This is a genomic window from Streptomyces sp. NPDC127129 (assembly GCF_042671585.1).
In the GTDB taxonomy this organism is placed as follows: Bacteria; Actinomycetota; Actinomycetes; order Streptomycetales; family Streptomycetaceae; genus Streptomyces.
This window is the reverse complement of record NZ_JBHXTV010000010.1, coordinates 94621-107032: the sequence shown is the minus strand read 5'-3', so window position 1 is coordinate 107032 and position 12412 is coordinate 94621. Positions and strand designations below refer to the sequence as shown.

Here is a 12412-nt window from a genome sequence, read left to right as displayed (position 1 = left end):
TCATGGTCCCCGAACTGCCGCCGCTGCCCGCCCTGACGCGCGCCGAGGGCGAGTTCATCGACGCGTATCTCGAAGTCGTCGACCTGCTGGGCCGGATCAATCCATCCAGGGGAGCGCATACCTATGGGGCGCTGAGGGCGGCACAGGCCCTGGTGGGGAAGGCGAGCGCCCTCCGGGACGCGTTGACGGTGATGCATATCCGCGGGGAGGCGGAGGTCCACGCGGAGACATTGGCCCGCGCGCTGCGGGTGTTGGACGGGGAGCGCCGGGCGCAGCGGGTCACAGTGCCGGAGGCTCCGACGAGTTGACATTCAGGCGTGTCGTGTCGAGGTCCACTCGGAGCAGCGGAGCCGCAGAATCGCTCCCCCGTTCGGCGTAGTCGACGAATCGACATATGTGCGGGGTGAGTTGCACAACAGGTGTACGCATCTGGCCGAATCGGACGTTCCAGCCCTGGTCCGGGACTCGTCGGCAAAACCTCCGAAGATCACGAAACCTGCCTGTCCACCCGAATGGATCAGTCGTGAGGAGCCTCACATAACGCCGTTTCGACTCGGATTTCGCCCTGGTTGTGGGTCAAGATCCCTCACGACGACAAGCCCCCGCCACCGCGGCGGGGCGGTCCGGGCGGACGCCGAGTCCTGCCGCTGTCCCGGATGTCTGGTCGACAGGAGTGGATCGGCAGGAGTGGAGGACCCGAGCAGTACGGGACGGCCGGCCAGTGGGGCCGTTCCTCGGGGTGAAGCCGCAGCCGCGGCCGGGCAACTTCGCCAGCCCGAACCCGACAGGTCATCCTTCACAGGCGGCTGACGAAGGGTTGCGCATGAGTGCGCAGATTCATGTCCCGTCCATGCTGTCCCGGGCCGGAGCCGTCTCGGCTCTCACCCTCGCCGCCCTCGGCGGCACGATGCTGGCGCCGGGCGCCGCACCGGAGGCCCAGGCGGCGACGTCGCACGCCGGCAAGGCGCTGAACGTCGCCGCCTCCAAGAAGGGATCGCCCTACAGGTACGGAGCGGCCGGACCGACCCGGTTCGACTGCTCGGGGCTCACGCTCTACTCGTACAAGAAGGCGGGCAAGTCGCTGCCCCGTACCGCGCAGCAGCAGTACAACAAGACCCGGCACATCAAGGCCTCCAGCCGCCAGAAGGGGGACCTGGTGTTCTTCCATTCGGGTGGAAGGGTCTACCACGTGGGGATCTACGCGGGTAGCGGCAAGATCTGGCACTCGCCCAAGACCGGCTCCTGGGTGAAGCTCGACAAGATCTGGTCGTCCAAGGTGTATTACGGCCGGGTGCGCTGACGCCGCGCCGGGTGCGCCTACGCCGTGCCGGATCCGCTGACGACACCGCGCCGGAGCGGGGCGTGCCGTGCGGCGAGTGAGCTGAGCTGACACGACCAGTGGGTGCGGTGGCGCCGCCGCACCCGCTCGTCCTCAGGAACCGGCCGGCTGGGGCGCGAGCATCCGGTCCGGCGAGGCGGTCCAGGGAAGGTTGATCCAGACCGTCTTGCCGCCCTCGCTGGTCGGCGTGACGGAGAGCCGCCCGCCGGCCTCGGCCGCCAGGAAGCGGATGATGACCATCCCCCGGCCGTTGTCCTGCTGCACCGCCGCCGGAAGCCGCTTGGGCCAGCGGGGGTGGCTGTCGGTGACCCCGATGTGGAGCTGCTCCTCGCGCTCCAGGCGGACGTCGACGGTGAACGTGGGCGACTGCCCGAAGGTGTGCTGGACCGCGTTGGTGGCCAGTTCGGAGACGATGAGCCGGACGGTGTCGGCGGTGCCCCCGGCCTCCGCGAGCCCCCAGCCGGTCAGGACGTCGGCGACATATCTTCGGGCGGCGGACACCGAGGCGGGATCGCTCGGCAGAGTGACGGTTGCTTCCTGGTGGTCTGCCATGGCGACGCTGTCCCTTTCCCACCGGGCCCGGCCCGGATTGCGCTACGCGTCAGAGTGCCACCGATGGTGCCGTCCCGTATGGCGATCCACCAAGATATGTGCATATTTGTCGCTCGAAGCGGTGAACTCTGCTACGAGAGACCGTATTTGGGCTGCGGTCAGGCGATCGGAGGTGCTGTCCGCACGATCGTGGCGACGGCCTGCTCGATCTGCGCGTCCGTCAGGTCCGCGCGGGCCGTGAGCCGCAGCCGCGAGACACCGTCCGGCACGGACGGCGGACGGAAGCAGCCGACGACGAGCCCCTGATCGCGGCAGTCGGCGGCCCACCGCAGCGCCGCCTCGGGCGAGGGGGCACGGACCGAGACGACGGCCGCCTCCGGGCGCACGGCGGTCAGACCGGCCGCCGTGACCATCCCGTGCAGCGTGGTGGCGACGGTCCTGGCGCGCTCGGCGAGGCCGGGATCGCCCTGGATCAGCCGAAGGCTCGCCAGGGCGGCGCCCGCGGCGGCCGGGGCGAGGCCGGTGTCGAAGATGAACGTACGGGCCGCGTTGACCAGGTGCTCGATCACGCGGGCGGGGCCGAGGACGGCTCCGCCCTGGCTGCCGAGCGACTTGGAGAGGGTGACGGTGGCGACGACGTCCGGGTCGCCGGAGAGACCGGCGGCGTGCAGTCCGCCCCGCCCGCCGTCGCCGAGCACGCCCAGACCGTGGGCGTCGTCCACGACGAGCCCGGCGCCGTGGGCGCGGCAGGCCTCCGCCAGCTCGGCCAGCGGGGCCTGGTCGCCGTCCACGGAGAAGACGGAGTCGGAGACCACGAGGGTCCGGCGCTCCGGGTGGGCCTGGAGGGTCTTGCGTACGGCCTCGGGGTCGGCGTGCGGGACCACCGCCGTCTCGGCGCGCGAGAGCCTGCAGCCGTCGACGATCGAGGCGTGGTTGCCCGCGTCGGAGACGATCAGCGCGTCCCGGCCGCTGAGCGCGGTGAGCGCGGCGAGATTGGCGGTGTAGCCGGAGGAGAAGACGAGAGCCGCCTCGAAACCGCAGAAGTCGGCGAGTTCGCGCTCCAGGCGGGTGTGCAGCCGGGTGGTGCCGGTGACGAGACGGGAGCCGGTGGAGCCGGCGCCCCACCGGCGGGCGGCCTCGGCGGCCGCCTCCGTGACCTCCGGGCGGTGGGTCAGTCCGAGGTAGTCGTTGCTCGCCAGGTCGAGCAGATCCGACTCGGCGGCCCGCGGCCGGAGCGTGCGGACGAGACCCGCCTCCGCACGGCGGCGCGCCTCCGCGTCGGTCCAGTCGAACGGGGTCCGGCGGGTGTCCTCGTCCCGGTGCATGGGGCAGATCCTTTTGTAGGCAGCGCACAGACCCTAACCGCCCGCGGCCAGGGACAGGGTGTGGCCATGCACACACCTCAATCGGGCTCGTTTGTTCAGATCCTCCTTGGCCGCGAGGTGTGCCGTAGGCGAGGATCACCCTTTATGGACCTGCTGAACACGCTGGTGGACAAGGGGCTGCGGCGCGAGCTGCCGAGCCGTGAAGAAGCGCTCGCCGTACTGGCGACCTCCGACGACGAACTCCTCGATGTGGTGGCCGCCGCCGGCAAGGTGCGTCGTCAGTGGTTCGGGCGGCGCGTGAAGCTGAACTATCTGGTCAATCTGAAGTCGGGGCTGTGTCCCGAGGACTGCTCGTACTGTTCGCAGCGGCTCGGCTCGACGGCCGGGATCCTGAAGTACGGCTGGCTGAAGCCGGACGAGGCGTCCCAGGCGGCCGCCGCCGGTGTCGCGGGCGGGGCCAAGCGGGTCTGCCTGGTGGCGAGCGGCCGGGGGCCGACGGACCGGGACGTGGACCGCGTCGGCAAGACGATCGAGGCGATCAAGGAGCAGAACGAGGGCGTAGAGGTCTGCGCGTGCCTCGGCCTGCTCTCCGACGGCCAGGCGGAGCGGCTGCGCGCGGCGGGCGCCGACGCGTACAACCACAATCTGAACACGTCCGAGGAGACGTACGGGGAGATCACCACCACCCACACGTACCAGGACCGGGTGGACACCGTGCAGAAGGCGCACGCCGCCGGTCTGTCGGCCTGCTCCGGTCTGATCGCGGGCATGGGCGAGAGCGACGAGGACCTGGTCGACGTCGTCTACGCGCTGCGCGAGCTGGACTCGGACTCGGTGCCGGTGAACTTCCTGATCCCGTTCGAGGGCACGCCGCTCGCGAAGGAGTGGAACCTCACCCCGCAGCGCTGTCTGCGGATCCTCGCGATGGTGCGGTTCGTCTGCCCCGACGTGGAGGTCCGGATCGCGGGCGGGCGCGAGGTGCACCTGCGCTCGATGCAGCCGCTCGCGCTGAACATCGCGAACTCGATCTTCCTCGGCGACTACCTGACCAGCGAGGGCCAGGCCGGCAAGGCGGACCTCGACATGATCGCGGACGCCGGCTTCGAGGTGGAGGGCGCGGGCACCACGACGCTGCCGAAGCACCGTGCGGACGCGCTCGCGGAGGCGGGTGCGGCGGCCGCCGCGGGTACGGCCGGCGGGTGCGGCTCGCACGCGTCGGGCGGCTGCGGCCCGTCGGGGTCCGGGTCGGCGCCGGCGGGCTGTGGCTCGCACGCCGAGGCGGGCGGCGGCTGCGGTCCGTGCGGCGGCCACGCGCCGGCGGCCGTACCGGAGGAGTCCACGGAGGCGGAGCCCGCCGCCGAGGGTGCGCCGGGGGCCCGTACGGACCTGGTGGCGGTACGCCGTCGCGGCGCCGGGACGGAGTTCGCGCCGAATGCGTAACGAGGAACTGCTCGCCCTCGACCGGGCGCACGTCTGGCATCCGTACGGCCCCATGCCGGGCCGTACGGACCCGATGGTCGTCGCCTCCGCGTCCGGGGTACGGCTCCAGCTCGCCGAACCCGTCCACGGACAGGACGAGTTGATCGACGGCATGTCCTCGTGGTGGTCCGCCATCCACGGCTACAACCACCCGGTGCTCAACGAGGCGGCGCACGGTCAGCTGGACAGGATGAGCCACGTCATGTTCGGCGGGCTCACCCACGAGCCGGCCGTCCGGCTCGCCACGCGGCTGGTGGAGATCACGCCCGAGCCGCTCCAGCACGTCTTCCTCAGCGACTCCGGCTCGGTCTCCGTCGAGGTCGCGGCGAAGATGTGCCTGCAGTACTGGCGCTCGGTGGGCAAGCCCGGCAAGCAGCTCCTGATGACCTGGCGCGGCGGGTACCACGGGGACACCTGGCAGCCGATGTCGCTGTGCGACCCCGAGGGCGGGATGCACCAGCTGTGGTCGGGCGTGCTCCAGCGCCAGGTCTTCGTGGACGCGCCGCCGACCGCGTACGAGGAGTCGTACGCCGACATGCTGCGCGAGCAGATCGCGCTGCACGCGGACGAGGTCGCCGCGGTGATCGTGGAGCCGGTGGTGCAGAACGCGGGCGGGATGCGGTTCCACTCGCCCGAGTACCTGCGTGTGCTCCGCGAGGCGTGCGACGAGCACGGGGTGCTCCTGATCTTCGACGAGATCGCGACCGGGTTCGGCCGCACGGGCACGCTGTTCGGCGCCGGCCACGCGGGGATCTCGCCCGACGTGATGTGTGTGGGCAAGGCGCTGACCGGCGGGTATCTGTCGATGGCGGCGACGCTGTGCACGACACGGATCGCCGAGGGGATCTCGCGCGGCGAGGTTCCGGTGCTCGCGCACGGCCCGACGTTCATGGGCAATCCGCTGGCCTCCGCGGTGGCCTGCGCCTCCATCGACCTGCTGCTGTCCCAGGACTGGGCGCAGGAGGTCAAGCGGATCGAGACGGGTCTGCGCGAGGGCCTCGCCGAGGCGGCCGCGCTGCCCGGTGTGCGGGAGGTACGGGTGCTGGGCGCGATCGGCGTCGTCCAGCTGGACCACGACGTCGACATGGCCGCGGCGACGGAGGCGGCGGTCCGCGCGGGCGTCTGGCTGCGCCCCTTCCGCGACCTGATCTACACGATGCCGCCGTTCGTCACGGGCGACGACGACCTCGCCCGTATCTGCGCCGCGGCGTGCGCGGCCGCGGCGGCGGGCTGACGGCCGGAGCGGCACCGAAGAGAGCCGGAAGCCGGCCCGGGCCGTCCTTCGCGGGGCGGCGCGGGCCCGGCGCTCCGGGCGGCCGGCCCGTGCCCGGGCCTTCGGAAGCCCGGGTGAGGGCCGGCGCACCAGATCCCCCGCGGCCGTGCGGGCGCGGGGCCCAGGAGAGGAATCGACACACCATGACCGTCATCGTCGTCAGCGGTACGGGGACGGAGATCGGCAAGACGATCGTGACCGCAGCGGTGGCCGCCGTGGCCGTCGCGCAGGGGCGGTCGGTCGCCGTGCTCAAGCCGGCACAGACCGGACTGGAGCCCGGTGAGCGGGGGGACGCGGACGAGGTCGTACGGCTTTCCGGCGCGGCGGTCTCCGAGGAACTGGCCCGCTTCCCCGAGCCGTTGGCGCCCGCCACGGCGGCCCGGCGGGCCGGGATGGCACCGGTCGGGCCCCGGGAGGTCGCCGAGGCGGCTGCGAAGCTGGCCGCCGAGCACGATCTGGTGCTCGTCGAGGGCGCGGGCGGGCTGCTCGTCCGCTTCGACGAGGAGGGCGGCACGCTGGCCGACGCGGCCCGTCTCCTCGGCGCACCGGTACTGGTCGTGACACCGGCGGGGCTCGGCACGCTCAACACGACCCAGCTGACCGCCGAGGCGCTCGCGGCACGCGGCATCGAGCAGCTGGGCGTGGTGATCGGCAGTTGGCCGGCCGAACCGGACCTGGCCTCGCGCTGCAACGTGGCCGAGCTGCCGGAGATGGCCGGGGCGCCGCTCCTCGGAGCCGTGCCGGAGGGTGCGGGCGCGCTGGACCCGGCGGAGTTCCGGGCGCGTGCGGGCACGTGGCTGGCCCCGGCGCTCGGTGGGTCCTGGGGCGCCGACGCGCTCTGACCTCCGTAGGCTGGATCCATGCGCGCACACGTTTCGGAGATCGTTTTCGACTGCGCCGATCCGGCGCGTCTGGTGCGGTTCTGGGCCGCGCTCCTCGGCGGGGATCCGGTCGACCGGGGCCCCGACTGGTCGTACGTCGAGCCTCCCGGGTTCGTACGGATCGCCTTCCAGCAGGTCCCCGAGGGCAAGGTCGTGAAGAACCGGCTCCATCTGGATCTGGAGGCGCCCGGGCTGGACGCGGCGGCGGACGAGGCGACCGCCCTCGGCGCGTCCCGGGTCGGCGGTGTGGTCACCGATCCGCAAGGGGCTTTTCAGGTGATGCGTGACCCCGAGGGCAACGAGTTCTGCTTCGTGTCGGGCTGAGAAGGGCGGCAGGGGGCAGAATCCTTCCGTCCGTCCACGTCTGCGACGTCGAGCGTCGGAGGAGGTCCGCGATGTCCTCGCGTTCCACCCGGGTCCCCCGGGATGCCGTCCACCATCCCCTCTTCGCGCGCTTCTACGCGCGGTTCAGCGTCTCCGCCGACACGAAGGGCGGTATCGGCGCCCTTCGTTCGGAGCTGCTCACGGGCCTGTCCGGCCGGGTCATCGAGATCGGCGCCGGGAACGGGCTCAACTTCGCGCACTACCCCGGCGCCGTGTCCGAGGTGGTGGCCATCGAACCGGAGCGCCATCTAAGGCAGTTGGCGGCGGAGGCGGCGCTCCGCGCCGACGTGCCGGTGGACGTCGTCCCCGGCGCGGCGGAGGCGCTGCCGGTGAAGAGCGAGGCCTACGACGCGGCGGTCGCGTCGCTGGTGCTGTGCACCGTACGGGATGTGCACCGGGCACTGGCCGAGCTGCACCGCGTCCTGCGCCCGGGTGGCGAACTCCGCTTCTTCGAGCACGGGTTGGCACCCACACCAGGGATGGCGCGGACCCAGCGCGCCCTGGACCGCACGGTGTGGCCGCGGATGTTCGGGGGCTGCCACACGGCCCGTGACCCGCTGGCGGCGATCGAGGCGGCGGGCTTTGACCTCGTCACCTTCCGTCACTTCCAGGTTCCGGAGAACGGGCCCCGGCTCCCCTCCTCCTTCTGCGTGCTGGGCACGGCGCGCAGGGCCTGAGGGGCCGTCGGCTCAGCGGCTCCACTGGCGCAGCTCGTCCGCGATGGCGCGCACGTCGGCCTCGCCCTTCTTCACCAGGCGGGCCAGATCCCGCACCTGTTCGGGCGAGGTGACGACCTTCAGGCCGCTGGCGACCAGGTAGCCGTAGGCCACGGCGGAGGCGAACATGGCGTTGGAGTGCTCCAACGCCGGTACGTGCAACAGAAGTTGGAGGAGCGCCGCGGCGCGGGCGTGCGGGTCGCTGTAGACGGGCACGCCGAAGATCTCGGCGTCGTGCCGGCCGACGGCGGCGACGAGCGCTCCCCAGTCGGTGACCTGGGGGTCGCCGGGCGTCTGGTGTTCGGCCACCATGAGCAGCCAGGAGAGGTCGACCGCGAGGCTCATGCGGTGCGGTCGCGTGCGGTGCGGTCGCGCTCCGTCCCGAACTCCTCGGCGAACACGGCCTCGTACTGCTTCATGAAGTCGGCCGCCGCCTCGACGAAGGCGCGCCCCGACTCCCCCGCGTCCTGCTGGACGAGTTCCTCGATGTAGCGGTTGACGCTCATGCCGCGCTGCTGCGCCCGTCGGCGCGCGGTGTCGGCGGTGTTCTCGTCCACGCGTACGTTCAGCTGAGTCTTGGCCACACGACCACGCTAGCGCCGACGCGCTAGCAGCGACAAGGGGAACCGCCCGCGGGACGTGCCCGCGCCCGGGGGCGGCGCGTCGTCACCCGTCCCGCCAGGCGCCCACGACCCAGAAGACCGCGAACCCCGTCCATGCGATCGCGAAGCCCCAGACCAGAAGGTGTCCGCCGAACAACGCCATCGCACCGAGCCAGCCGACCCCTGCGGCCACGAAGAGCCAGCCGAAGTTGGGGAAGGCGAGGAGCCCCGAGAGCCGTCCGCTGACCACTCCCCACGCGCCCGCCGCCAGGATCAGGCAGCCCAGTGCGAGCCACCACGAGACCCCGCTCTGCGAGGAGGGCGCGTAGGAATGGGTGCGGCCGGCCACCTTCAGCCCCACGGCCTCGTCCCGCCACAACCGGACTTCGGCGCGGTCCCCCGCCTTGACGTCGTCGTACGTCGCCGAGCCCACCGCCAGCCAGGCGCTGCGGCCGGGCCACTCCACCTCGACGTCGTGGTACGTCGTGCACGTCGTACCGCCTCCGCCGCCGGTGGACACTCCGCCGGCCACCACACCACCCGTGCTGCCGCCGGCGGTGGCCATGCCGCCGCCCCCGCCGATCGTCGTGACGCCCCCGCTGGTTCCTCCGCTCGTACCGTTGGTGGTGCAGTGCTCGCCCGTCCGACGGTCGAGCACCGTGGCCCCCACGCGCCGCACGCACGCATCGTCCTCGGAACCGTTCCCGCTCCCCGACTCGCAGACCGGCGCGTCGCGGTACGCCATGGTCGCTCCGTACCCTTCGGCAACCTGCTGACCGCAGAGCAGGACTCCCCATCCGGCCGCGAGGACGACCAGCCCCCGTAACCAGAAGGGCAGCCGCCCGCGGTACCAACCCCGCCCGTACCCCGTTGACTTCACCCAGCCGTGATTCCCTGCGGACGGAGCGCCCATGCTCCGCGGCGGTCACCGTGCTCCGCAGCGGCCACCCGGCCTGCTACGCGCAGGAGGGGCAGAGTCCTCGGTAGGTGACCTCCGCCGCGGCCACCGCGAAGCCGAACCGCTCCCCCACCGGGAGGTCGGCCAGCGGGTCCCCGGTCGGGTGGACGTCGCGGATGGTGCCGCAGCGGGAGCACACCAGGTGCTGGTGCGGGTGGCGCGCGTTGGGGTCGTAGCGCTTGGCCCGGCCGTCGGTGGAGACCTCGGCGACCTCGCCGAGGGAGACCAGCTCGCCGAGCGTGTTGTAGACCGTCGCCCGGGAGATCTCGGGCAGCCGCTCCGCGGCGCGGACGTGCACCTCGTCGGCCGTGAGGTGCACATGGTCACCGTCGAGAACCTCGGCGACGACACGCCGCTGGGAGGTCATGCGCCAGCCACGTCCTCGCAGCCGCTCCAGCAGGTCGCTCATTCGGTTCACCCATTCAGCTCGGACTTCGGCGGGACACGCGACGTTCACCCAGGGGCGCCAGGGTTCCGAGGGGGTAGAGGATTGGCGCGCTTCTTGACTTGGACTCTGTCTATCGTAGGATCGATTCCGGCAATAGCCAAGGCACAACATGGCTCCGGACGGGCGACACGACCGCTCACCCGGGCCGCCCCGGCTGAGCACCGCGATCCGCCCCGTCCGGAAGGATTCCCATGTCCGAGAACCACGATGCAGTCGTCACCGACGCGAAAGCGGAGGGCGCGGGTGGCTGCCCGGTCGCGCACACCGCGCGTGCCGCGCACCCCACGCAGGGCGGCGGAAACCGCCAGTGGTGGCCGGAGCGGCTCAATCTGAAGATCCTCGCCAAGAACCCCGCCGTGGCGAACCCGCTCGGCGAGGAGTTCGACTACGCCGAGGCCTTCAAGGCCCTCGACCTGGCGGCCGTGAAGCAGGACATCGCGGAGGTGCTCACCACCTCGCAGGACTGGTGGCCCGCCGACTTCGGCCACTACGGCCCGCTCATGGTCCGTATGGCCTGGCACAGCGCCGGTACGTACCGCATCAGCGACGGCCGCGGTGGCGGCGGCACCGGTCAGCAGCGCTTCGCGCCGCTCAACAGCTGGCCGGACAACGGCAACCTCGACAAGGCCCGCCGCCTGCTGTGGCCGGTCAAGCAGAAGTACGGCCAGTCCATCTCCTGGGCCGACCTCATGATCCTCACCGGCAACGTCGCCCTGGAGACGATGGGCTTCGAGACCTTCGGCTTCGCCGGCGGCCGCGCCGACGTGTGGGAGCCCGACGAGGACGTGTACTGGGGCCCCGAGACCACCTGGCTCGGCGACGAGCGCTACACCGGTGACCGCGAGCTGGAGAGCCCGCTCGGCGCGGTCCAGATGGGCCTCATCTACGTCAACCCCGAGGGCCCCAACGGCAACCCGGACCCGATCGCCGCGGCCCGCGACATCCGTGAGACGTTCCGCCGCATGGCGATGAACGACGAGGAGACCGTCGCCCTCATCGCCGGTGGCCACACCTTCGGCAAGGCCCACGGCGCCGGCCCGGCGGACAACGTCGGCGACGACCCCGAGGCCGCGCCGCTCGAGGCCCAGGGCCTCGGCTGGGCGAACACGTACGGCACCGGCAAGGGCGCCGACGCGATCACCAGTGGTCTGGAGGTCACCTGGACCACCACGCCCGCGCAGTGGGGCCACGACTTCTTCAAGCACCTCTTCGAGTACGAGTACGAGCTCTCGAAGAGCCCGGCCGGCGCTCACCAGTGGGTGGCGAAGAACGCCGAGGCGATCATCCCCGACGCCCACGACGCGTCGAAGAAGCACCTCCCGACGATGCTCACCACGGACCTGTCGCTCCGCTTCGACCCGGTCTACGAGCAGATCTCGCGGCGCTTCTACGAGAACCCGGCGGAGTTCACGGACGCCTTCGCCCGCGCCTGGTTCAAGCTGACCCACCGTGACCTGGGCCCGGTCGTGCGCTACCTCGGCGCCGAGGTCCCGTCCGAGACGCTGCTGTGGCAGGACCCGCTGCCGGCGCGCGAGGGCGAGCTGATCGACGCCGCGGACATCGCCTCCCTCAAGGAGCAGGTCCTCGGCTCGGACCTCACGGTCACCCAGCTGGTCTCCGCCGCCTGGGCCGCCGCCTCCTCCTTCCGCGGCAGCGACAAGCGGGGCGGCGCCAACGGCGCCCGCATCCGTCTGGAGCCGCAGCGCAACTGGGAGGTCAACAACCCGGACGAGCTGGCGCAGGTGCTGCGTACGCTCGAAGGCATCCAGTCGTCCTTCAACGCCGCGGGCGGCAAGCAGGTCTCGCTGGCCGACCTGATCGTGCTCGCGGGCTCCGCGGCCGTCGAGAAGGCGGCGGCGGACGGCGGCTTCGACGTCGAGGTGCCGTTCACGCCGGGCCGCGTCGACGCCGCGCAGGAGCAGACGGACGTCGAGTCGTTCGCCGCGCTCGAGCCCACCGCCGACGGCTTCCGCAACTACGCGGGCAAGGGCAACCGTCTGCCCGCCGAGTACCTGCTGGTCGACAAGGCGAACCTGCTGACCCTCAGCGCGCCCGAGATGACGGTCCTCGTCGGTGGTCTGCGCGTCCTGGGCGCCAACGCGGGCCAGTCCAGGCACGGTGTCCTCACCGACCGCCCGGGCACGCTCTCCAACGACTTCTTCCTCAACCTGCTCGACCTGGGCACGGCGTGGAAGTCGACGTCCTCGGCGCAGGACGAGTTCGAGGGCCGCGACCTCGCCACGGGCGAGGTCAAGTGGACCGGCACCCGTGCCGACCTGGTCTTCGGCTCGAACTCCGAGCTGCGCGCGCTCGCCGAGGTCTACGCGAGCGCCGACGCGAAGGCGAAGTTCGTGAACGACTTCGTCGCCGCGTGGACCAAGGTCATGGAGCTGGACCGCTTCGACCTCGTCTGACGAGAGCCGCGGAGCCCGGCCAGGGACCCGGAGCCCCGTAG

The 12412-nt window shown here is 71.8% G+C and carries 14 protein-coding genes and 1 riboswitch; of the genes, 8 read left to right on the top strand and 6 right to left on the bottom strand.

The annotated features are described in order from the left end of the window. Nucleotides 1-2 precede the first annotated feature (2 nt). A complete protein-coding gene (locus ACFVGW_RS20450) occupies nt 3-308 on the top strand; it encodes a hypothetical protein (protein WP_352191007.1) in 306 nt (101 codons plus the stop codon). Nucleotides 309-622: 314 nt separating this feature from the next. Next, nucleotides 623-820, top strand: a riboswitch (cyclic di-AMP (ydaO/yuaA leader). Between the two features lie 3 nt (nt 821-823). Continuing rightward, a complete protein-coding gene (locus tag ACFVGW_RS20445; RefSeq protein WP_385852968.1) occupies nt 824-1300 on the top strand; it encodes a C40 family peptidase in 477 nt (158 codons plus the stop codon). A 132-nt stretch (nt 1301-1432) separates the two neighbouring features. On the opposite strand, the gene ACFVGW_RS20440 is transcribed toward ACFVGW_RS20445, so the two are convergent. Further along, on the bottom strand, nt 1433-1891 hold the full coding sequence (locus ACFVGW_RS20440) for an ATP-binding protein (protein ID WP_385852967.1): 459 nt from the start codon (nt 1889-1891) through the stop codon (nt 1433-1435). Nucleotides 1892-2049: 158 nt separating this feature from the next. Beyond that, nucleotides 2050-3216, bottom strand: a complete 1167-nt coding sequence (locus ACFVGW_RS20435; protein WP_385852966.1) for an 8-amino-7-oxononanoate synthase — start codon at nt 3214-3216, stop codon at nt 2050-2052. A 144-nt stretch (nt 3217-3360) separates the two neighbouring features. Between ACFVGW_RS20435 and bioB the strand changes: the two genes are divergently transcribed. From bioB to ACFVGW_RS20410, 5 genes are all read left to right on the top strand, one after another. Next, nucleotides 3361-4656 carry a biotin synthase BioB gene (gene bioB, locus ACFVGW_RS20430; protein ID WP_385852965.1) on the top strand — a complete coding sequence of 432 codons (1296 nt, stop codon included), beginning with the start codon at nt 3361-3363 and terminating at the stop codon, nt 4654-4656. Further along, nucleotides 4649-5929: an adenosylmethionine--8-amino-7-oxononanoate transaminase gene (locus ACFVGW_RS20425; protein WP_385852964.1), complete on the top strand. Its 1281-nt coding sequence runs from the start codon at nt 4649-4651 to the stop codon at nt 5927-5929. Before bioB ends, ACFVGW_RS20425 begins: the two co-directional genes overlap by 8 nt. A 182-nt stretch (nt 5930-6111) precedes the next feature. Further along, nucleotides 6112-6810, top strand: coding sequence for a dethiobiotin synthase (gene bioD / locus ACFVGW_RS20420; protein WP_385852963.1), 699 nt, complete (start codon nt 6112-6114; stop codon nt 6808-6810). 18 nt (nt 6811-6828) lie between these two features. After that, nucleotides 6829-7173 carry a VOC family protein gene (locus ACFVGW_RS20415; protein ID WP_383226898.1) on the top strand — a complete coding sequence of 115 codons (345 nt, stop codon included), beginning with the start codon at nt 6829-6831 and terminating at the stop codon, nt 7171-7173. A gap of 71 nt (nt 7174-7244) precedes the next feature. Continuing rightward, complete coding sequence (locus tag ACFVGW_RS20410) at nt 7245-7910, top strand: class I SAM-dependent methyltransferase (RefSeq protein ID WP_385852962.1); 666 nt, start codon at nt 7245-7247, stop codon at nt 7908-7910. A gap of 12 nt (nt 7911-7922) precedes the next feature. Here the strand turns inward: ACFVGW_RS20410 and ACFVGW_RS20405 are convergent, their stop codons facing one another. The 4 genes from ACFVGW_RS20405 to ACFVGW_RS20390 form a co-directional block, all read right to left on the bottom strand. Further along, nucleotides 7923-8294 (bottom strand): fic family toxin-antitoxin system, toxin component, encoded by a 372-nt coding sequence (locus ACFVGW_RS20405; protein ID WP_352191016.1) that lies wholly within the window; start codon nt 8292-8294, stop codon nt 7923-7925. Continuing rightward, a complete protein-coding gene (locus ACFVGW_RS20400; RefSeq protein WP_352191017.1) occupies nt 8291-8533 on the bottom strand; it encodes an antitoxin in 243 nt (80 codons plus the stop codon). Before ACFVGW_RS20400 ends, ACFVGW_RS20405 begins: the two co-directional genes overlap by 4 nt. 82 nt (nt 8534-8615) lie before the next feature. Then, nucleotides 8616-9431 carry a hypothetical protein gene (locus tag ACFVGW_RS20395; RefSeq protein ID WP_385852961.1) on the bottom strand — a complete coding sequence of 272 codons (816 nt, stop codon included), beginning with the start codon at nt 9429-9431 and terminating at the stop codon, nt 8616-8618. A gap of 76 nt (nt 9432-9507) precedes the next feature. Continuing rightward, nucleotides 9508-9918, bottom strand: coding sequence for a Fur family transcriptional regulator (locus ACFVGW_RS20390; protein ID WP_383170653.1), 411 nt, complete (start codon nt 9916-9918; stop codon nt 9508-9510). A 230-nt stretch (nt 9919-10148) separates the two neighbouring features. On the opposite strand from ACFVGW_RS20390, the gene katG reads away from it, so the two are divergent. Next, nucleotides 10149-12371, top strand: coding sequence for a catalase/peroxidase HPI (gene katG / locus ACFVGW_RS20385; RefSeq protein WP_383226890.1), 2223 nt, complete (start codon nt 10149-10151; stop codon nt 12369-12371). Nucleotides 12372-12412: the final 41 nt, after the last annotated feature.